The following is a 19,822-nucleotide window of genomic DNA, read 5'->3' on the forward strand; positions in this document are numbered from 1 at the left end:
CTGTTTTTTATGAAGGCAAGCCGCCTGCGCCTCGGGATGAACCTGTGGCCGCCGTTCCTGTTCGCCGGCGTCCGCGTCGTGGAGATCTCACCGGACTACCGGTACGCACGGGTGCGGATGCGTCTACGCCCGTGGAACCGCAACTTCTTCGGCACCCACTTCGGCGGTTCGCTGTTCGCGATGACCGACCCGTTCTGGGTGTTGCTGCTGTTCAACCAGCTCCAGGGTGACCACGTCGTGTGGGACCAGGCGGGCGAGATCGAATTCGTCGCGCCCGGCCGCGGCACCGTGTACGCCGAGTTCCGGCTGACCGACGAGCACGTCGCGCAGGTGCTGGAGCAGACCGGCGGTGGCGAGAAGGCCTTGATCTGGTTCGAGACCGACGTCGTCGGGCAGGATGGGACCGTGATCGCACGGGTGAAGAAGCAGGTCTACGCGCGCCGTAAGCGCGGTAAGCAGCTCGCGCATGCGTGAGGCCTTCGGAGCGGTCTTCGACGTCGAGCCCGGTTACCTGAACACGGCGTCCATCGGTGTGCCCCCACGGCACGTCGCCGACGCGGTGACGGCGTCGCACGAACGGTGGCGGCGCGGCCAGGACACGTCGTCCACGTTCAACGAGGCCGTGGAGACCTCGCGCGAGGCGTTCGGACGGCTGATCGGGGTGCCCTCCGCGTCGGTCGCCTGCGGCGCCACGGTGTCGCAGTTCGTGTCGCTGGTCGCGCAGTCGTTGCCGGTCGGCTCGAAGGTCTTCGCGGATCCCGGCGACTTCACCAGCGTCACGTTGCCGTTCGTCGCCGCCGGGCACCAGATGGTGTCCACAGTGGATGAGTGCGACCTCGTCGCGATGAGCGTGGTCCAGTCGGCCGACGGGAAGATCGCGGACCTCGAAGCGTTGAGGGCGTCCGGGAAAGCGGTGCTGCTCGACGTGTCGCAGGCCGCCGGGTGGAGGCCGTTGTCGTTGGCGTGGGCCGATTTCGTCGTCGGCGTGGCCTACAAGTGGCTGATGGCACCGCGCGGCGCGGCCTGGATGGCGGTGCGGCCGGACCGGATGCCGTCGCTCAAGCCGTTGGCCGCCAACTGGTACAGCACGGGCGAGAACTACGGCACCGATCTTGTGCTCCGTTCGGACGCACGGCGGTTCGACCTCTCGCCGACGTGGTTCTCACACGTCGGTGCGGCGGTCGCGCTTCCGTGGGTGGCCACACTGGACCTCGAAGCCGTGCGCGCGCACTGCGTGAAACTGACGGATCGCCTCCTGAATGGACTGGGCCTGCCGCCCAACGGCTCGGCGATCGTCTCGGTGGGCAGGCCACCCGTTCAGGGCGTTGTTTCCTCGGTTCGTGCAGGTCGCACACGGTATGCGTGTCACATGTACAACACGATCGAGGACGTTGACCGGGTGCTCGAAGCGCTCGCGTGACTGCCGTCCGTTACCGTGGGTCCTTGTGTCGGAACCACGCCAGTCACCTGAAGAGGTGACCCAGAACATGCCTCGCTTCCCACCGAGGCCCACCGACACCGCGCCGTTGTACCCGGCCGACGAGCTCGTGAAGCTGCAGTCGATCATGGACAACCGCCAGGGGCACTTGCCCGCGCCGCCGCCTCCGCCCCAGCGCAAGTCGACCTGGGTGGGCAAGGCGCTGGCGCTCGTCGGCGTCGCGGTGGTGTCAGGGTTCGTGTGGTGGGTGCTGCAGCCGTCGGACCCGATCGACCGGCAGGTCGCGCAACCGCAGAAGACCGCAGGGGAGTTCGAGTTCACCACCGTGCCGGAGTTGCCGGAACCGGTGAAGGACAGCGACTGCGCGGCCCACGCGACGAGCCAGACGCAGGCCTTCTTCAAGACCACGCCATGTCTTCAGCTGACGCGTGCCTTCTACACGGCCAAGTTGCCCAGCGGCAGCACCGTGTACTCGTCGGTGTCCGTGGTGAAGATGAAGACGGTGGACGAGGCACGGCAGTTGCGCGAACTGACCCAGAAGGACGGCACCGGCAACGTCAAGGACCTGGTGCTGGACAAGGCCATCAGCGTGCCGCCGCTGACCACGCTGGCCAACGGCGGGTACGCCTCCGAGCAACGCGACCAGCTGGTCGTGATCGTCGAGTCCGACTCGCCGACCAGGGGCGCCGACGCGCTCGCGCACAACAAGGAGATGAAGCGGGTCTCCGCGGACGCGATCAGGCTCGCGTCCTCCTTCGGCGGCTAGCGCCGTCAGCCCGAGGCGACGCCCGGCATCGTGATCGACGCCGGGGTCGTCCCCGCGGTCCTGCGCCAGCGGGTCGCACGGACGGCGGCCGTCGTCAGGGCTTCCAGCGCCGACGTGCGCAGCCCGGGGTCGTCGGTCCGCTCCAGCACGCCGTGCCACGCGGCACAGGTGTCCTGCTCGACGGCCACCAGCGCGGCGAGCGCGGACGGCCCGTCCGACACCGGCGCGGGCGGCAGGTAGGCGGCGGCGGGCGGGTTCGGGGTCGAGCCGTGGTCACGCAGCCACCGCTCGGTCGTGTCGCGGCGTGCCCGGTGCAGGTTCGCGCCCTCCGCCACGGCGGCCGCCTGGTCGCCCAGGAACGCCGACACCATGCCGTAGGTCCACAACGCCGCGTGCTCGGTGCCGAGCGCGGTCTGCACGGATTCGACGCTCATGCGAGCACCTCCCGCAGCGAGGCGCAGCCGGCGGCCACCGAGCCGACGAGACCGGCGCGGTGGGCGGGCAGCGAGGCGACGGCGGCCGAGGCCTCCCGGACGGACTCGTCGAGCGCGGTCCGCAGCGCCGCCAGCGGGTCGGGAGGCGTGGGCGGCGAGGTCGGGGCGGGCGGCGCGGTGGACGACTGCGGCGGGCGTTCGCGGTCGACCTCGGCCTGCAGCAACGTGGCGTGCGTCTCGCGGGCCTTCGCGATCTCCGCGGCCGCGGGCACCGTCGTCAGCGCCTGGGCCAGCTTGGCGTCGGCACGCGCCTGCGCCGCGAGGGCCGACAGCGGGTCCGGCGGCGGTGGCGGCGGAGGTTCTGTGGTGCACGCAACGGCGAGCGGTGCGGCGGCCACCGCGAACAGCACACGGCGGCGGCTGACCGATTCGGAGATCACGCGAACCCATATTGCCAGCAGCCGTGCGGCGCGGTGGGAGCCGGGCGAACGAGATAGTCTGGTCGTCCACGGCCGCCGAAAGTACCGTCGGCCGGGGTTTTCATGCGTTCGAACTGAAGGAGACACCACGTGTCCAGCCCGCCGCGCGGAGACCTTTCCGCGCAGCTAGCACCCGTTGTGCGGGAAGCTCTCGAGGCCGCCGGCTTCGACCTCGACGCGCTCGACGTGAATCAGGCTGGGCGCCGCCGTCTGGTCAAGGTCGTCGTGGACGGTGAGGACGGCATCGGGCTCGACGAGGTCGCCGAGGCGAGCCGCGTGGTCTCCGCCACCCTCGACGAGCACGACCACATCATCAACGGGCCGTACACCCTCGAGGTCACCTCGCCGGGTGTCGACCGCCCCCTGACGCGCCCGCGCCACTGGAAGCGCGCTCACCTGCGTCTCGTGAAGATCAAGCAGCCGGAACAGGCCGAGTGGTTCGGCCGGGTCGGCGAGTGCGACGAGACCGGGGTCGAGCTGCTGCACAAGGACGAGCTGCGGCGCGTGGAGTACCGCCATATCGAACGCGCGGTCATGGAGATCGAGTTCAAGCAGCCGCCGGTCGAGGAACTGGCTCGGCTCACTCGGAAAGCACCGAAGGAGGAGCCGAGGTGAACGTCGACATCGCCGCCCTGAGGGCGATCGAACGTGAAAAGGACATCCCCTTCGAGACGGTCCTGGAGGCGATCGAGTCAGCACTGCTGACCGCCTACAAGCACACCGATGGGCATGCCACGCATTCGAAGGTGGAGATCGACCGCAAGACCGGGGTCGTGCGCGTGATCGCGCAGGACATCGCGCCGGACGGTGCGATTCGGGAGGAGTGGGACGACACTCCCGAGGGCTTCGGCCGCATCGCGGCCACGACGGCGCGGCAGGTCATCCTGCAGCGCCTGCGCGACGCCGAGCACGAGCGCACGTTCGGTGAGTTCGCCGCCAAGGAGGGCGAGATCATCGCGGGTGTCGTCCAGCGCGACGCCCGTGCGAACGCCCGTGGCATGGTCGTCGTGCAGGTCGGCGACACCGAGGGAGTGCTCCCGCCGGCCGAGCAGGTGCCGGGCGAGCAGTACAACCACGGCGAGCGCATCAAGTGCTACGTCGTGAGCGTGTCCCGCGGTGCGCGCGGGCCGCAGATCGCCCTCTCGCGCACCCACCCGAACCTCGTGCGGCGGCTGTTCGCCCTCGAGGTCCCGGAGATCGCGGACGGCACCGTGGAGATCCCCGCGGTGGCACGTGAGGCAGGTCACCGTTCGAAGATCGCGGTGAAGACCACGGTCGCCGGAGTGAACGCCAAGGGCGCCTGCATCGGCCCGATGGGTGCCCGTGTGCGCAACGTCATGCACGAGCTCGGTGGCGAGAAGATCGACATCATCGACCACTCGGACGACGCCGCCACGTTCGTCGGGAATGCCTTGTCCCCGGCCAAGGTTGTGTCTGTGCGAGTGCTCGACGAGCGCGCCAAGACGGCGCGTGTCGTGGTGCCGGACTTCCAGCTCTCGCTGGCGATCGGCAAGGAGGGGCAGAACGCCCGCCTGGCCGCCCGTCTGACGGGCTGGCGCATCGACATCCGCAGTGACGCGGAGGCTCCGGCAGCCGGTGCGGTCACATCCGGTTCGGCTGAGTGAGCTCCAGGGGATAGAATTATCAACGGTTCAACGTCGGGATCGGTTTCCCAGCACATCGGCCCTGTTCGTACGTGTATTGGATGCCGTACCCGGACGTTGCCGTCTGAGCTGCTGCGTGTGGTCGCGGTGGACGGTTCGGTGGTTCCGGACGTCCGTCGGCGGCTTCCTGGTCGAGGTGCTTGGTTGCATTTCGATCTCGAATGTCTCCGCAACGCCGAGCGGCGACGGGCGTTCTCGCGGGCCTTCAAGGTCCAGGGAGCACTCGACGTCGCTTCGCTGCGCGAGCACGTGGAGCAGCAGCAAGGGAACTTGGCCTCGGGACAGCCCCGCGGCCAACAAGCAACAAGGAAGCAGGTCGACCCGTCATGAGTCAGCCGTGAAGCTGAAGACATGAACGCGCGACGTTAAGACGAGGTCGATGGGACTTGCCCGCCGGCCTCACTACTTAGGAGACCAGTGGCAGGCAAGGCCCGCGTGCACGAGCTCGCGAAAGAGCTTGGTGTTACGAGCAAGGAAGTTCTGAGCAAGCTCGCCGATCAGGGTGAGTACGTCAAGTCCGCGTCGTCGACCGTCGAGGCCCCCGTGGCCCGTCGGCTTCGCGACGCCTACGAGGCCAAGTCTTCGAAGCCGGCTCCCAAGCCGTCCGCTCCGAAGCCCAAGGCACCCGCACCCGCTGCAGCAGCGCCCGCCGCACCGGCGGAGCAGAAGCCCGCAGCTTCCGACAACCAGTCCGGCGCGCAGAAGGGCTCTTCCGGACCGCGTCCGGCCGCCCCGCGCCCACCGGCGCCCAAGCCCGCTCCGGCAGCTCCTGCCGCGCAGGCTCCGGCTCCCGCGGCTCCCGCAGCCGCAGCGCCCGCACCTCAGCAGCAGCCCCAGGCTCCGGCCGCCGCACCGGCACCCGCCGCGTCGGCTCCGGCCGCCCCCAAGGCTGCTCCGGCTTCCGGTGGCTCCAAGCCGGGTGGCGGTCCGCGTCCGGGCCCGCGCCCGGCTCCGCAGCAGGCGCCCCAGCAGTCCCAGCCCCAGCAGCCGCAGGCTCCGGCCGCGTCCGCTGGTGCGCAGCCCCCGTCCGTGGTTCCGCCGCGCCCGCAGTCTTCCAAGCCTGCCGGCCCGCGCGCCCCGCGCCCGGGCAACAACCCCTTCGGCGTCGGTGGCGGCAACGCTCCCTCGCCGCGTCCTGGGCCTCGTCCCGGCCCGCGTCCGGAGCAGGGCGAGCGCCCCTCCGGCCCGAAGCCCGGCGACCCGCGTCCGGCGAACCCTCGTCCGAGTGGTGCGCCCGGCCAGGGTGGTCAGCGTCCGGCTGCCGCACAGGGCGGTCGTCCCGGCGGTCCCGGCCAGGGCGGTCCCCGTCCCGGTGGGCCCGGTCAGGGCGGTCCTCGTCCCAACCCGGGCAACATGCCCCCGCGTCCGAACCCCGGCATGATGCCGGGCAACCGTCCGGCCGGTAACCGGCCTGGTCCCGGTGGCGGCGGCGGTGGCGGTCGTCCTGGTGGCGGCGGCGGTGGCGGCGGTCGTCCCGGTGGGGGCGGCGGCGGTGGCGGCGGCTTCCGCGGAGGCGGCGGTGGCGGTGGCGGCGGTGGCGGCTTCCGTCCCGGTGGCGGCGGCGGTGGCGGCGCTGGTGGCGGCTTCCGTCCCGGTGGTGGCGGCGGCGGTGGCGCTGGTGGCGGCTTCCGTCCCGGTGGCGGCGGCGGTGCCCCGGCCGGTGGCGGCGGTTTCCGCGGTCGCCCCGGTGGCGGCGGCGGCGCTGGTCGCGGCGGTACCGCTGGTGCCTTCGGTCGTCCGGGTGGTCCGGCGCGTCGTGGACGCAAGTCCAAGCGGCAGAAGCGCCAGGAGTACATGGACAACATGCAGGCGCCTTCGGTCGGTGGCGTCCGCCTGCCCAAGGGGCAGGGCGAGACGATCCGCCTGCCGCGCGGTGCCTCGCTGACCGACTTCGCCGACAAGATCAACGCCAACCCGGCGTCGCTCGTGCAGGTGCTCTTCCACCTGGGCGAGATGGTCACGGCGACCCAGTCGGTGTCCGACGAGATCTTGGAGCTGCTCGGCACCGAGATGAACTACGTCGTGCAGGTCGTGTCCCCCGAGGAGGAGGACCGCGAGCTGCTCGAGACGTTCGACATCACCTACGGCGAGGACGCCGGCGGCGAGGACGACCTGCAGATCCGTCCGCCGGTCGTGACCGTCATGGGTCACGTCGACCACGGTAAGACGCGCCTGCTCGACACCATCCGCAAGGCGAAGGTCGCCGAGGGCGAGGCCGGTGGCATCACCCAGCACATCGGTGCCTACCAGGTGCAGACCGAGCTCGAGGGCAACCCGCGGCTCATCACCTTCATCGACACCCCGGGTCACGAGGCGTTCACCGCCATGCGTGCTCGTGGTGCGAACGCGACCGACATCGCGGTCATCGTCGTCGCCGCTGACGACGGCGTGATGCCGCAGACGGTCGAGGCCATCAACCACGCGCAGGCAGCTCAGGCGCCGATCGTGGTCGCGGTCAACAAGATCGACAAGGAGGGTGCGAACCCCTCCAAGATCCGCCAGCAGCTGACCGAGTACGGCCTCGTCGCCGAGGAGTATGGCGGCGACACGATGTTCGTCGACATCTCCGCGAAGCAGGGCATCAACATCGACAGCCTCCTCGAGGCCATCCTGTTGACCGCCGACGCCTCGCTGGACCTCCGGGCCAACCCGGACATGGAGGCCCAGGGTGTCGCGATCGAGGCTCACCTCGACCGCGGTCGAGGTCCGGTCGCCACGGTGCTCGTCCAGCGCGGTTCGCTCCGCGTCGGCTCCTCGATCGTCGCGGGTGACGCTTACGGTCGCGTCCGCCGCATGGTCGACGAGCACGGCGATGACGTCATCGTCGCGACCCCGTCGCGTCCGGTGCAGGTCATCGGTCTGACCTCGGTGCCGCGCGCCGGTGACTCGTTCCTCGTCGTCGACGAGGACCGCGTCGCCCGCCAGATCGCCGAGCGTCGTCAGGCCCGCACCCGCAACGCCGCCAACGCGGCGAAGCGCAAGCGCGTCAGCCTGGAAGACCTGGACGCAGCGCTCAAGGAGACCAGCGCTCTCACCTTGATCATCAAGGGTGACAACTCGGGTACCGTCGAGGCCCTCGAGGACGCGCTCATGAAGATCGAGGTCGGCGACGACGTCGAGCTGCGCGTGATCCACCGCGGTGTCGGTGGCATCACCGAAGGCGACATCAACCTCGCCGTGGCCGGTTCCGCCATCGTCATGGGCTTCAACGTCCGGGCCGAGGGCAAGGCGACCGAGCTCGCGAACCGCGAAGGTGTGGACGTCCGGTACTACACGGTCATCTACTCGGCGATCGACGAGATCGAGGCGGCCCTCAAGGGTCTCCTCAAGCCGGAGTTCGAAGAGGTCCAGCTCGGCCGCGCCGAGGTCCGCGACGTCTTCAAGTCCTCCAAGGTCGGCACGATCGCGGGTTGCATGGTCCTGTCGGGCGAGATCCGCCGCAACGCGCGTGCTCGCCTGATCCGTGACGGCAAGGTGATCGCGGAGAACCTCCCGATCAGCTCGCTCAAGCGGTTCAAGGACGACGCCACCGAGGTTCGCGAAGGTTTCGAGTGTGGTCTCACGCTCGGCAACTACAGCGACCTGAAGCTGGAAGACGTCATCGAGACCTTCGAGATGCGCGAGAAGCCGCGCGCCTAGTCGGTCGATGAGGGGTGCGGAGCCGTTTAACCGGTGGCTCCGCACCCTTTTCTTCTGGAGGATCTTGCCCATGTACGTGGGGGCTCTGGAACTGGACGTGCTCTTGGGCGACGTCCACTCGTTGAAGGAGAAGCGCTCGGTGGTCCGGCCCCTCGTGGCCGAACTGCGCAAGCGCTTCGAGGTCGCTGTCTCCGAAGCGGGTCATCTCGACCTGCATCGGCGCGCCTTGATCGGGGTCGCGGCAGTCGCCGCCGACCTGGAGCACGTCAGGGACGTTCTCGCCGGCTGCGAAAGGCTGGTCGCGGGACGCCCTGAACTTGAAATGCTCTCCGCCCGGACGCGATTCGTCGGGCCGGAGGACGACTAGGAAGGGGAGGCTCGTGGCCGACACGGCACGTGCCCGCAAGCTCGCCAAGCGGATCTCGCAGATCGTGGCTTCGGCTCTGGAGCACGAGGTCAAGGATCCGCGGTTGGCTCGGGTCACGATCACCGACACCAAGGTGACCGGGGATCTGCACGACGCGACCATCTACTACACGGTGCTCGGTGAGCGACTGAACGTGGAGCCCGACTACGTCGGAGCCGCTCTGGCCCTGGAAAGCGCCAAGGGTGTGCTGCGGTCGATGGTCGGAGCTCAGACGGGGGTGCGTTTCACGCCCACGCTGACGTTCATGACCGACACCGTGCCCGACGAGGCTCGGAAGATGGAAGAGCTTCTCGCCAAGGCACAGGCCTTGGACGCCGAGGTGGCTCGGCGCGCGGTGGGAGCTGCTCCCGCCGGCGAGGCCGACCCGTACAAGGCTCCTCGTGAGGACGAAGACGAGGACTGACGAGTGCTGACCAAGGCGGGACACGTGCGAACGTGTCCCGCTTTTGTGTTGCCCGGCCGTTCGTCCACATGGCACACAGGCGCGGAAACCGGATGGAAACTGTCTTGTCTGAGGGTGCCGTACAACATTTCGAGACGGTGAGCGGCTAACGTCTCCCTGTGGCAGACGACCTGAGCACCACCATTGCCGAGGCCGCGCGGTTACTGGCCGGCGCCCGTGATGTGACCCTTCTCAGTCACATCAACCCCGACGCGGACACGCTCGGGAGTGCCCTCGCGGTGGGACTCGCGTTGCACCGGCGCGGAGTGACGGTGCGGGTGGCCTTCGGCGAGCCAGAGGGCGTGCCCGAAAGCCTGAAGGCGCTGGACACGGCGGGGTTGCTGGTGCACCGCGACGAGGTGCCGGAGCAGCCGGGGTTCCTGGTCGTCATGGACACGGGAAGCCTGCAGCGGCTCGGACCGCTCGCCGGTCGCGTGGCGGCCTGCACGGGGCCTGTCATCGTTGTGGACCACCACGTGTCGAACACGCGGTACGGAACGTTGCACTGCATCGACGAGCACGCGGAAGCCACGGCGCTCATTGCGCTCAAGTTGCTCGACGAGATGGACGTCGAGATCGACGAGCCCATTGCCCGGTGCATTTACGCCGGACTCGTGACCGATACCGGGGGCTTTCGGAAGGCCGGGCCTGAGGCTCACCACACCGCCGCACGGTTGCTTGAGACCGGAGTGGACGCGTATGCCGTTACGCGGCCGTTGATGGACGCACATCCGTTCGCATACCTCGGCATGTTGTCGCGGGTACTGGCCAAAGCAGAGCTTGACCAGAAGGCCGCACACGGCCTGGGACTGGCGCACGCGGTCGTGAGTCTCGATGACGCGCGTGGCGTGCGTAGCGAAGAGGTGGAGAGCGTCATCGACGTCGTGCGCTCCGCCTCCGAGGCCGAGGTCGCGGCCGTGTTGAAGGAACTGCGGCCTGGGTTCTGGTCCGTGTCGCTGCGGGCAGTGAGCCGGGTCGACGTTCGTGAGGTGGCGCAGATCCTCGGGGGCGGTGGGCATCGGCTGGCGGCCGGGTTCACGTTCGACGGGGCCGCCGAGCAGGTCGTCGCCGCGCTGAAGGGCGCGTTGGAGCGGGTGGAGTCATGACACGGACAGGGAGCCCGCGGCTGCTGCGGGAGATCAACGACCGGGCCGCGATCGAGACGCTGCTGCGCAGTGGGGCGATGACGCGGGCCGAGCTGGAGGAGGTCATCGGGCTGTCCAAGCCCGCGACCGCCCAGTTGCTGGCGCGGCTCGAAGAGGACGGCATGGTCGTCCGCACGGGGTTGCGCGGCGGCGGGCGTGGACCTCGGGCGCAGATGTGGGCCGTCAACGGCGGCGTCGGGTACGTGGCCGCGGTGGCGTTGACGGCCGAGCTGATCGACGTGGCCATCGCGGACATCACCGGGTCGCTGCTGGCCGAGCACAGCGCGCCGATGCCGAAGGAGAACACCCTTCAGGCCTTCCGGGAGACGGTGCAGAAGGCGGCGGCGCTGGCCGGGCTGAAGCTCGACGCGCTGGCGCACGTCGTCGTCGGCACGCCGGGTGCCGTGGATCCGTCCACCGGGCATCTCGGGTTCGCGCCGCACCTGCCGGGACTGGTGGCCGTCGACCTGCCGTCGACGTTGCGCGAGCTGTTCGGCACGTCGGTGTCGATCGAGAACGACATCAACCTCGCCGCGCTGGAGGAGATGAGCTCCGGCAAGGCGGCCGGCGTGCGCAACTTCGTGCTGTTCTGGCCCGCGGACGAGATCGGGTCGGCCGTCGTGGTCAACGGAGTGCTGCTGCGCGGCGTCACCGGCGGCGCGGGCGAGATCGACTCCATGCAGGTGCCCGGCGGGCGCTACGGCGACCAGGTCGACAGCGACGCGATCGTGCGGCTGGCGGCCGAGTACGGCATCAAGGAGTCGTCGGGGCTGGAAGCGGTGGCGCACGCGCTCAACGCCGGCACCGAGGGACGGGCGTTCCTCACGGTTCTCGCGCACCGGATCGCGCTCGGGCTCGCGAACGTCGTGTGCGTGCTCGACCCGGAGCTGGTGCTGCTGTCCGGTGGCGTGGCGCACGCGGGTGGCGAGACGTTGTGCGATCTCGTGGCCGCCGAGCTGTTGAAGCTCGTGGTGCCGCGGACGCCGGTGTACCTCGCGCAGATCACCGCCAACCCGGTGCGGGCAGGAGCGTTGCACTCGGCGCTGGCCGTGGCGCGCGAGCAGGTGTTCGGGTTGCCCCAAGGGTCGTGAGTGGCAGCCATCACCGCACGGCCGTGCCCATCACCGCATAGGTTCGTCCGGTGGAGGATCGGGTTCCCGCTCGGCGGGTGATCGGGCTGGCGGTGCCCGCTCTCGGGGTGCTGGCCGCCGAGCCGTTGTACGTGCTCGTCGACACGGCTGTCGTGGGGCACCTGGGGGCGTTGCCGCTCGCCGGGCTCGCGCTCGGCGGTGTGCTGCTCACGCAGGTGTCGACGCAGCTGACGTTCCTCTCGTACGGCACGACGGCGCGCACGGCTCGGTTGCACGGGGCTGGGCGGCGTCAGGAGGCCGTCGAGGAGGGCGTGCAGGCGACGTGGCTGGCGCTGGCGGCCGGGGTGCTCGTCGTGCTTCTGGGGCAGCTGTTCGCGCGGCCGCTGGCGGAACTGCTCGCCGGTGGCGGCGCCGTGGCGGACGCGGCGGTGGAGTGGGTGCGCATCGCGTTGTTCGGTGCGCCGTTCATCCTCGTCACGATGGCCGGCAACGGGTGGATGCGCGGTGTTCAGGACACCAGACGGCCCCTGAAGTACATCCTGATCGGCAACGGCATCAGCGCGGTGCTGTGCCCGGCGCTCGTCTACGGCGCGGGCTGGGGGCTGGAGGGCTCCGCGGTCGCGAACGTGGTGGCGCAGGTGCTCTCGGCCGGGTTGTTCTTCAAGGCGCTCTTCGCGGAGCACGTGTCGTTGAAGCCGCAGTGGACCGCCATGCGCGCGCAGCTCGGCATGGGACGTGATCTGGTGTTGCGGAGCCTGGCGTTCCAGGCGTGCTTCATCAGCGCGGCCTCCGTGGCGGCACGGTCGTCCGTAGCTGCCTTGGGCGCGCATCAGGTTGTGCTGCAGCTGTGGACGTTCCTCGCACTTGTGCTCGACTCGCTGGCCATCGCGGCGCAGTCGCTCGTCGGCGCGGCGCTGGGGGCGTCGAAGCGCAGGCAGGCGGAGAAGCTCGCCTGGCAGATCACGCGGTACGGGCTGGTGTTCGGCATCGGGCTCGGGGTCGTGTTCGCGGCGCTGTTCCCCGTGCTGCCGCGGGCGTTCACGACGGACGCCGGGGTGCTGGGCGAGATTCCGAACGCGTGGTGGTTCTTCGTTGCGCTGCAACCGATCGCGGGCGTGGTGTTCGCGTTGGACGGTGTGCTGCTCGGCGCCGGCGACGTGAAGTTCATGCGGACCGCGACGCTCGGATCCGCGGTGATCGGGTTCCTGCCGCTCGTGTGGGCCTCGTACGCGTTCGGGTGGGGGCTCGCCGGGATCTGGACGGGGCTGTCGGCGTTCATGGTGCTGCGGCTGCTGGCCGTGGTGTGGCGCACACGCTCGGGGGAGTGGGCCGTCGAGGGCGCGGTCCGTTAGAGCGCTGTGTCCGACCTCACGGCATGAAATCGTTACCAAGAAGGTTGTTTAGGCGATGTAACTAATGTCTGCCTGACTCCGACCTGGGAGAGTGCCGCCTTGCCACCGGTCGATCGCGCCACCCGCACCTCGTGGCTGATCTGGACCACCGCCGTCTTCGTCTACTTCGCCGCCCTGTTCCACCGCACCACGCTCGGCGTGGCCGGACTGGAGGCGAGCGAACGCTTCGGGCTCGGACCCGCGCAACTCGGTGTGTTCACCGTGCTGCAGATCGGTGTCTACGCCCTCATGCAGATCCCCACCGGCCTGCTGGTGGACCGCTACGGGCCGCGCCGGGTGCTCACCGTCGCCGCCCTGCTCATGGGCACCGGCCAGGTGCTCTTCGCCATCGCCGACTCGTACGGGCTCGGGCTCGTCGCGCGGGCCGTGCTGGGCATGGGCGACGCGATGACGTTCATCAGCGTGATCCGGCTCGTCGCGACGCACTTCCCGCCGCGCCAGTACTCTCTCGTCGTCGCGGTCACGGCCGCGATCGGCGGCGTCGGCAACCTCGTCGCCACCGTGCCGCTGACGCTCATGCTCGGTTCGATCGGGTGGACGTGGGCGTTCCTCATCGCTGGCGGGGTGACCGCGCTGTACTCGGTCGTGGCGTTCTCGCGGGTGCGGGACGTGCCGGCCGGTTTCGTCGCGCCGAAGCCGGAAGTCGTGCCGGTGCGCAAGATCTGGCCGAAGGTGCGGCAGGCGTGGCGCGTGCCCGGCACCCGGCTCGGGTTCTGGGCGCACTTCAGCACCATGTCGACGCCGGCCGTGATCGGTCTGCTGTGGGGCTACCCGTACCTCGTGCAGGCGCAGGGGATGTCACCGCGCGCCGCGTCCTCCACGCTCGGGCTGCTCGTCATCGGCGCGATCGTGGCGAGCCCGATCATCGGCGGGATCTTCTCGCGCAACCCCGAGTGGCGCATGCCGATCTCGGTCGGGTTCCTGGCGTTCGCGTTCACCGGGTGGGGCGTGCTGCTGCTGTGGCCTGGCGGGCACGTGCCGACGCCGGTCATCGCCGTGGTGTTCCTCGTGCTGACCGTGGGCGGGCCGATCTCGGGCGTGGCGTTCGCGCTGGCCCGTGACTACAACCCGTCGCATCGCCAGTCCACCGCGAGCGGCCTGGTCAACGTCGGCGGCTTCCTCGCGGTGACCATGACCGCGCTGGGCGTCGGCGTGCTGCTGGACCTCGTCGAGGGTGTGCTGGCGCCGGTCACGGCGTTCCGCGTGGCGTTGAGCTTCTGCGTGCTGGTGCTGGTTCTGGGCGGCTGGCGGATGCTCGTGTGGTGGCGTCGCGCGCGTGCCGCCGTGTTCGAGGCGGAGGAGCGCGGCGAGACGGTTCCGGTGCAGATCCGGCGTCGTCGTTGGGACGCTCTGCACGTCGCTTAAGCTTCTGCGCCGTGAAACCTTCTGTTGCACCGGGCCTGGTCGTCGTCGACAAACCGGACGGCATGACCTCGCACGACGTGGTGGCGCGTGTGCGCAGGATTCTCGGCACCCGCAAGGTCGGGCACGCCGGCACGCTGGACCCGATGGCGACCGGCGTGCTCGTGCTCGGCATCGAACGGGCGACGAAGCTCCTCGGCCACCTCGCCCTCGACAGCAAGGCCTACCTGGCGACGATCGTGCTCGGCGCGTCCACCACGACGGACGACGCCGAGGGCGAGGTTCTGTCCACTGAGGACGCTTCCGATGTCGCGGACGACGCGATCGCCGCCGAGATCGCGAAGCTGACCGGCCCGATCCAGCAGGTGCCGTCGTCCGTCTCCGCGGTGAAGATCGACGGCAAGCGCGCCTACGCACGGGTGCGCGCCGGTGAGGAAGTCGAGATCCCCGCACGCCCCGTGACCGTGCACCGGTTCGACGTGCTGTTCTCACGTCGCGAGGACAAGAAGGTCCTCCTCGACGTGATGGTCGAATGCTCGTCCGGCACCTACGTGCGCGCGCTGGCCCGCGACCTCGGCGCCGCACTGGGCGTCGGCGGTCACCTGGGGGCGTTGCGGCGCACCAGGGTCGGTCCGTTCGACCTCCGCGTGGCCAAGACCCTGGCGCAGCTGGAGGAGACGCCCGGCCTGTCGCTGGACCTGGACTCGGCGGTCGCGACGGCGTTCCCGCGCCGGGAGATCGACCCGACCGAGGCCTCGGCGCTGTCGCACGGGCAGCGGTTGCGCGCGGGCGGGATCGACGGGACCTACGGGGTGTTCGGGCCGGACGGGCACGTCATCGCGCTGGTCAAGGACGAGGGCACCGCCTGCAAGCCGATCGTCGTGCTGAGCCCGGCTGAGTGACGGTGTGCCCGAGTTCGGACCGTCTTGCGAGGTGGGCGGGCATGGGGCGGGGCGGGCGTCGTAGGCTGATCACCGTGCAACGCTGGCGCGGACTAGATCACCTTCCCGGCGGCTGGGGCCGCTGCGTAGTGACCATCGGTGTGTTCGACGGTGTCCACAAAGGCCACCAGGCGCTCATCGGACGTGCCGTCGAACTCGCGGAGCAGCGCGGCCTGCCGAGCGTGCTGATGACCTTCGACCCCCACCCGTCCGAGGTGGTGCGGCCCGGTAGCCACCCCGCGCAGCTCACCACGCTGCGGCGGCGGGCCGAGCTGGTCGAGGAGCTGGGCATCGACCACTTCGTGGTGGTGCCGTTCAGCCTGGAGACCAGCAGGATGCCCGCGGACCAGTTCGTGCACGAGGTGCTGGTCGAGAAGCTGCACGCGGCGGCCGTCGTGGTGGGGGAGAACTTCACCTTCGGGCACAAGGCGTTGGGTAACGTCGCGATGCTGCGCCAGCTCGGGCAGCGGTTCGGATTCGTGACCGAGGGGGCTGATCTGGTGTCCGCAGAAGAGGTGACGTACTCGTCCACCTACATCCGGGCGTGCATCGACGCCGGCGACGTGAAGGCGGCGGCGGAGGCGCTGGGCCGGCCGCACCGGCTCGAGGGGATCGTCGTCAAGGGCGACGGGCGCGGCAAGGACCTCGGGTTCCCGACCGCCAACCTGTCGACGCCGAAGTTCGCGGCCGTTCCGGCGGACGGCATCTACGCGTGCTGGTTCACCGACGCCAAGGGCAAGACGCTGAAGGCCGCGGTCTCCGTGGGCACCAACCCGACTTTCTCCGGCAGGGAACGTCGGGTCGAGGCGTTCGTGCTCGACGTCGACGAGGACTACTACGGGCAGCGCGTCGCCTTGGACTTCGTCGACAGGCTGCGCGAGATGGAGAAGTACGACTCCGTCGAAGCCCTGCTCGAACAAATGCATCGAGATGTAGACCGAACGAGGGAACTGCTCACCGAGTCGTGACCGTCAGATTGGGCGAAGCGGACGTCTGCGCGGTTGCAGACTGGCAGGATGCGTCTCGGAGAACGTGCTACTGGAGAGGGCGACGTGGAGGACCACAAGATCGTTCAGCGCAACCTCGCCCTGCAAAGGGAGTGGTACGGGGAGCCTCTGGGTGACCGCGTGCGCCGGTTGGTCGTGGCCTTCAACGTGTCCCAGGCCCAGCTCGCGGACGTGCTCGGGATCAGCGCGCCGATGCTCAGCCAGGTGATGAGCGGCCGGCGCGCCAAGATCGGCAACCCCTCCGTGCTCGCCCGGATGATCATGCTGGAGCGCAAGATCCTCACTCCGGACGTGGCGACAGGGGCGCCGGAGGCGTTGCAGCGGGCCCTCGACGACGTGCGGGAGTCCAAGCCGACGGTGTCGCGTGACTCGTTGCCGGTCAACGGGGACGAGAGCGTCGCGTACCCGGTGCTGCGCCGCGTCGCCGACCGCGTCGAGCTCCAGCAGGCCGCGGATCTGCTGCACGAGGACTTCCCCGCGATCGCCGAACTGTTCCGCCGCGCCATCCGCGCCGCGGGTTATCCGGTGAAGTGAATTAATTCGGTTGGCACGGCCCGCCGGTGCGCACGACAATGAGTGAGCGCGCCGGACAGTGGCGCGAAACAGCGCTCGTGAGCAGCGCCGACGGTGCCCGCACACCCGTGAATCGGGTGGGGTTGCGCACGTCAGCGCGCCGCTGAGCACTGTGCCTGATAGCCTTCGCAGTTGGGTCTGGCTGCGGTCCGTGGCGGCCAGTACCGGCTACCCCGGCCAGCAATTCGGCGGGCGGGGCCGCACGGACCTGAACAAGTAGGAGATTTACCTAGTGGCACTGTCCACGGATCAGAAGAAGTCCATCCTCGGTGAGTACGGTCTGCACGACTCGGACACCGGCTCCACCGAGGCCCAGGTGGCCCTCCTGAGCAAGCGCATCGCTGACCTCACGGAGCACCTGAAGCAGCACAAGCACGACCACCACTCCCGCCGTGGTCTTCTGCTGATGGTCGGCCGTCGCCGCCGTCTGCTGAACTACCTGACCAAGGTGGACATCAACCGCTACCGCGCGCTGATCCAGCGCCTCGGTCTGCGCAGGTGATACTTGCCGCGGGGGAGTGACCGGCCGGTCACTCCCCCGCGGCGTACAACCGGGTGTATACAGATCCCTGGTTGCAAAGAGGAACGAAACATCAGGACCCGCATCGCGCGAAGCAGTCTTCCGCCGGTCCTCGGTAGTGGCCTCCTGGTGGAAACGCCCCAGGGGACTTCGATCGAAGACCGGCCTCGTCAAAACGCGTGAGCGGTGTCCAAAAGACGAGGAGTAACAAGTAAATGACGGACATCGAGGTCCACGAGGCGACTGCCGTTATCGACAACGGCCAGTTCGGCTCGCGCACCATCCGCTTCGAGACCGGGCGCCTCGCGCGTCAGGCCGCCGGCAGCGTGGTGGCGTACCTGGACGACGAGACCATGCTTCTGAGCGCCACGACGGCGTCGAAGCACCCCAAGGAGCACTTCGACTTCTTCCCCCTCACGGTGGACGTCGAGGAGCGCATGTACGCCGCGGGCCGCATCCCCGGCTCGTTCTTCCGGCGTGAGGGCCGTCCCAGCACGGACGCCATCCTCACCTGCCGCCTGATCGACCGTCCGCTGCGCCCGTCCTTCGTGGACGGTCTGCGCAACGAGATCCAGGTCGTCATCACGGTGATGAGCCTGAACCCGAAGGACCTGTACGACGTCGTGGCGATCAACGCCGCGTCCGCGTCGACGCAGCTCGCGGGTCTGCCGTTCTCCGGCCCGATCGGTGGCGTCCGCGTCGCTCTGATCGAGGGCCAGTGGGTCGCCTTCCCGACCTACGAGCAGCTCGAGAAGGCCGTGTTCGACATGGTCGTCGCGGGCCGCGTGGTCGACTCCGGCGACGTCGCGATCATGATGGTCGAGGCCGAGGCCACCGACAACGTGATCGACATGATCGCCGAGGGCGCCACCGCCCCGACCGAAGAGGTCGTGGCCGCCGGCCTCGAGGCCGCCAAGCCGTTCATCAAGGTCCTCTGCGAGGCCCAGGCGCAGCTCGCCCAGGTCGCCGCGAAGGCCACCGGCGAGTACCCGACGTACCCGGCCTACCAGGCCGACGCGTTCGAGGCCGTCGAGTCCTCCGCCTCCGGCGAGCTGGCGCAGGCGCTGACCATCGCGGGCAAGGCCGAGCGCGAGTCCAAGCTGGACGAGGTCAAGGCCGCCACGCTGGAGAAGCTGGCCGAGCAGTTCGAGGGTCGCGAGAAGGAGGTCGGCGCCGCGTTCCGCTCGCTGACCAAGAAGCTCGTGCGCCAGCGCATCCTGCGCGACAACGTCCGCATCGACGGCCGTGGCCTCACGGACATCCGTGACCTCGGTGCCGAGGTGGCCGTGATCCCGAGGACGCACGGTTCGGCGCTGTTCGAGCGCGGCGAGACCCAGATCCTGGGTGTCACCACGCTGAACATGCTGCGCATGGAACAGCAGATCGACTCGCTGGCTCCCGAGACGCACAAGCGCTACCTGCACCACTACAACTTCCCGCCCTACTCGACCGGTGAGACCGGCCGCGTGGGTTCGCCGAAGCGCCGCGAGATCGGCCACGGCGCGCTGGCCGAGCGGGCGATCATGCCCGTGCTGCCCAAGCGGGAGGAGTTCCCCTACGCGATCCGCCAGGTGTCCGAGGCGCTGAGCTCCAACGGCTCGACGTCCATGGGCTCGGTCTGCGCGTCGACGCTGTCGCTGCTCAACGCGGGTGTCCCGCTGAAGGCGCCGGTCTCCGGCATCGCGATGGGTCTCGTCTCCGACGAGGTCGACGGTGAGACCCGCTACGTGGCGCTGACCGACATCCTCGGTGCCGAGGACGCGTTCGGCGACATGGACTTCAAGGTCGCCGGCACCAAGGAGTTCGTGACGGCGCTGCAGCTCGACACGAAGCTCGACGGCATCCCGTCCGAGGTGCTGGCGGCGGCGCTGGGCCAGGCCCGCGACGCGCGCTACACCATCCTGGAGGTCATGGCCGAGGCCATCTCCGACCCGGACGAGATGAGCGCCTTCGCTCCGCGCGTGACGTCGGTCAAGATCCCGACCGACAAGATCGGCGAGGTCATCGGCCCGAAGGGCAAGATGATCAACTCGATCACCGAGCAGACCGGTGCCGACATCTCCATCGAGGACGACGGCACGATCTACGTCGGTGCGGCGGACGGCCCCTCGGCCGAGGCCGCGATCGGCATGATCAACGCGATCGCGAACCCGCAGCTGCCGAAGGTCGGCGAGCGCTTCCTGGGCACCGTGGTGAAGACCGCGGCGTTCGGCGCGTTCGTCTCGCTGCTGCCCGGCAAGGACGGCCTCGTCCACATCTCGAAGCTGGGCAACGGCAAGCGCATCGCGAAGGTCGAGGACGTCGTCTCGGTCGGGGACAAGCTCCGCGTCGAGATCGCCGACATCGACCAGCGCGGCAAGATCAGCCTCGTCGTCGTGAACGAGGACGAGGCCGCGAAGCCGGCTGACGCCCCGGAGGCCGTCGAGGCCACCGAGGCCGCTGAGGCGGCTCCCGCGCAGTGAGTGCGACAGACAACAACGTG

20 protein-coding genes are annotated in these 19,822 nt (G+C 69.5%); 18 read left to right on the plus strand and 2 right to left on the minus strand.

Translation table 11 applies throughout. The features are described 5' to 3' along the window. Nucleotides 1-9: 9 nt before the first annotated feature. From OG205_RS41220 to OG205_RS41230, 3 genes are all read left to right on the plus strand, one after another. Nucleotides 10-474: a DUF4442 domain-containing protein gene (locus OG205_RS41220; RefSeq protein ID WP_330273211.1), complete on the plus strand. Its 465-nt coding sequence runs from the start codon at nt 10-12 to the stop codon at nt 472-474. Next, nucleotides 467-1,420 carry an aminotransferase class V-fold PLP-dependent enzyme gene (locus OG205_RS41225; protein WP_330273212.1) on the plus strand — a complete coding sequence of 318 codons (954 nt, stop codon included), beginning with the start codon at nt 467-469 and terminating at the stop codon, nt 1,418-1,420. The genes OG205_RS41220 and OG205_RS41225 overlap by 8 nt, the downstream gene beginning before the upstream one ends. A gap of 67 nt (nt 1,421-1,487) precedes the next feature. After that, nucleotides 1,488-2,204: a hypothetical protein gene (locus OG205_RS41230; RefSeq protein WP_330273213.1), complete on the plus strand. Its 717-nt coding sequence runs from the start codon at nt 1,488-1,490 to the stop codon at nt 2,202-2,204. Between the two features lie 5 nt (nt 2,205-2,209). Here the strand turns inward: OG205_RS41230 and OG205_RS41235 are convergent, their stop codons facing one another. Further along, on the minus strand, nt 2,210-2,638 hold the full coding sequence (locus tag OG205_RS41235; RefSeq protein ID WP_330273214.1) for a ferritin-like domain-containing protein: 429 nt from the start codon (nt 2,636-2,638) through the stop codon (nt 2,210-2,212). Beyond that, nucleotides 2,635-3,078 (minus strand): hypothetical protein, encoded by a 444-nt coding sequence (locus tag OG205_RS41240; protein ID WP_330273215.1) that lies wholly within the window; start codon nt 3,076-3,078, stop codon nt 2,635-2,637. Before OG205_RS41240 ends, OG205_RS41235 begins: the two co-directional genes overlap by 4 nt. Nucleotides 3,079-3,207: 129 nt before the next feature. Here OG205_RS41240 and rimP point away from each other — a divergent pair, with 129 nt between their 5' ends. The 15 genes from rimP (at nt 3,208) to OG205_RS41315 (ending at nt 19,802) form a co-directional block, all read left to right on the plus strand. Then, entirely contained in the window at nt 3,208-3,732 is a 525-nt protein-coding gene (rimP, locus tag OG205_RS41245; protein WP_330273216.1) for a ribosome maturation factor RimP, read from the plus strand. Beyond that, the gene (nusA, locus tag OG205_RS41250; protein ID WP_319977446.1) at nt 3,729-4,742 is read left to right on the plus strand and encodes a transcription termination factor NusA; all 1,014 of its coding nucleotides are present in this window, start codon (nt 3,729-3,731) and stop codon (nt 4,740-4,742) included. The genes rimP and nusA overlap by 4 nt, the downstream gene beginning before the upstream one ends. Before the next feature lie 126 nt (nt 4,743-4,868). Beyond that, nucleotides 4,869-5,111, plus strand: a complete 243-nt coding sequence (locus tag OG205_RS41255; protein ID WP_245822111.1) for a YlxR family protein — start codon at nt 4,869-4,871, stop codon at nt 5,109-5,111. Nucleotides 5,112-5,198: 87 nt separating this feature from the next. Further along, complete coding sequence (infB, locus tag OG205_RS41260) at nt 5,199-8,420, plus strand: translation initiation factor IF-2 (RefSeq protein ID WP_330273217.1); 3,222 nt, start codon at nt 5,199-5,201, stop codon at nt 8,418-8,420. Nucleotides 8,421-8,490: 70 nt separating this feature from the next. Further along, nucleotides 8,491-8,787, plus strand: a complete 297-nt coding sequence (locus OG205_RS41265) for a DUF503 domain-containing protein (protein ID WP_330273218.1) — start codon at nt 8,491-8,493, stop codon at nt 8,785-8,787. A 13-nt stretch (nt 8,788-8,800) separates the two neighbouring features. Then, the gene (gene rbfA / locus OG205_RS41270) at nt 8,801-9,250 is read left to right on the plus strand and encodes a 30S ribosome-binding factor RbfA (protein ID WP_330273219.1); all 450 of its coding nucleotides are present in this window, start codon (nt 8,801-8,803) and stop codon (nt 9,248-9,250) included. Between the two features lie 158 nt (nt 9,251-9,408). Beyond that, entirely contained in the window at nt 9,409-10,395 is a 987-nt protein-coding gene (locus tag OG205_RS41275) for a DHH family phosphoesterase (protein ID WP_330273220.1), read from the plus strand. After that, nucleotides 10,392-11,525, plus strand: coding sequence for an ROK family transcriptional regulator (locus OG205_RS41280; protein ID WP_330273221.1), 1,134 nt, complete (start codon nt 10,392-10,394; stop codon nt 11,523-11,525). Before OG205_RS41275 ends, OG205_RS41280 begins: the two co-directional genes overlap by 4 nt. 50 nt (nt 11,526-11,575) lie before the next feature. Further along, nucleotides 11,576-12,877: an MATE family efflux transporter gene (locus OG205_RS41285; protein WP_330273222.1), complete on the plus strand. Its 1,302-nt coding sequence runs from the start codon at nt 11,576-11,578 to the stop codon at nt 12,875-12,877. Nucleotides 12,878-12,976: 99 nt separating this feature from the next. After that, complete coding sequence (locus tag OG205_RS41290) at nt 12,977-14,302, plus strand: MFS transporter (protein ID WP_330273223.1); 1,326 nt, start codon at nt 12,977-12,979, stop codon at nt 14,300-14,302. An 11-nt stretch (nt 14,303-14,313) separates the two neighbouring features. Then, nucleotides 14,314-15,201, plus strand: a complete 888-nt coding sequence (truB, locus tag OG205_RS41295) for a tRNA pseudouridine(55) synthase TruB (protein WP_330273224.1) — start codon at nt 14,314-14,316, stop codon at nt 15,199-15,201. A 74-nt stretch (nt 15,202-15,275) separates the two neighbouring features. After that, nucleotides 15,276-16,208, plus strand: coding sequence for a bifunctional riboflavin kinase/FAD synthetase (locus OG205_RS41300; protein ID WP_319977438.1), 933 nt, complete (start codon nt 15,276-15,278; stop codon nt 16,206-16,208). Between the two features lie 84 nt (nt 16,209-16,292). Continuing rightward, nucleotides 16,293-16,781, plus strand: coding sequence for a helix-turn-helix domain-containing protein (locus tag OG205_RS41305; protein ID WP_319977437.1), 489 nt, complete (start codon nt 16,293-16,295; stop codon nt 16,779-16,781). A 271-nt stretch (nt 16,782-17,052) separates the two neighbouring features. Continuing rightward, nucleotides 17,053-17,322, plus strand: coding sequence for a 30S ribosomal protein S15 (gene rpsO / locus OG205_RS41310; protein WP_045318466.1), 270 nt, complete (start codon nt 17,053-17,055; stop codon nt 17,320-17,322). 233 nt (nt 17,323-17,555) lie between these two features. Next, a complete protein-coding gene (locus OG205_RS41315) occupies nt 17,556-19,802 on the plus strand; it encodes a polyribonucleotide nucleotidyltransferase (RefSeq protein ID WP_330273225.1) in 2,247 nt (748 codons plus the stop codon). Nucleotides 19,803-19,822 lie beyond the last annotated feature (20 nt).

Source organism: Lentzea sp. NBC_00516 (genome assembly GCF_036346835.1).
Classification (GTDB): domain Bacteria; phylum Actinomycetota; class Actinomycetes; order Mycobacteriales; family Pseudonocardiaceae; genus Lentzea; species Lentzea sokolovensis.

What these genes read in the sequence shown, in the direction of transcription:
- OG205_RS41235 (WP_330273214.1), bottom strand. Translation starts at nt 2,638, where the DNA reads ATGAGCGTCGAATCCGTGCAGACCGCGCTCGGCACCGAGCACGCGGCG.
- OG205_RS41220 (WP_330273211.1), top strand. Translation starts at nt 10, where the DNA reads ATGAAGGCAAGCCGCCTGCGCCTCGGGATGAACCTGTGGCCGCCGTTC.
- OG205_RS41230 (WP_330273213.1), top strand. Translation starts at nt 1,488, where the DNA reads ATGCCTCGCTTCCCACCGAGGCCCACCGACACCGCGCCGTTGTACCCG.
- OG205_RS41280 (WP_330273221.1), top strand. Translation starts at nt 10,392, where the DNA reads ATGACACGGACAGGGAGCCCGCGGCTGCTGCGGGAGATCAACGACCGG.
- OG205_RS41315 (WP_330273225.1), top strand. Translation starts at nt 17,556, where the DNA reads ATGACGGACATCGAGGTCCACGAGGCGACTGCCGTTATCGACAACGGC.
- OG205_RS41225 (WP_330273212.1), top strand. Translation starts at nt 467, where the DNA reads ATGCGTGAGGCCTTCGGAGCGGTCTTCGACGTCGAGCCCGGTTACCTG.
- OG205_RS41265 (WP_330273218.1), top strand. Translation starts at nt 8,491, where the DNA reads ATGTACGTGGGGGCTCTGGAACTGGACGTGCTCTTGGGCGACGTCCAC.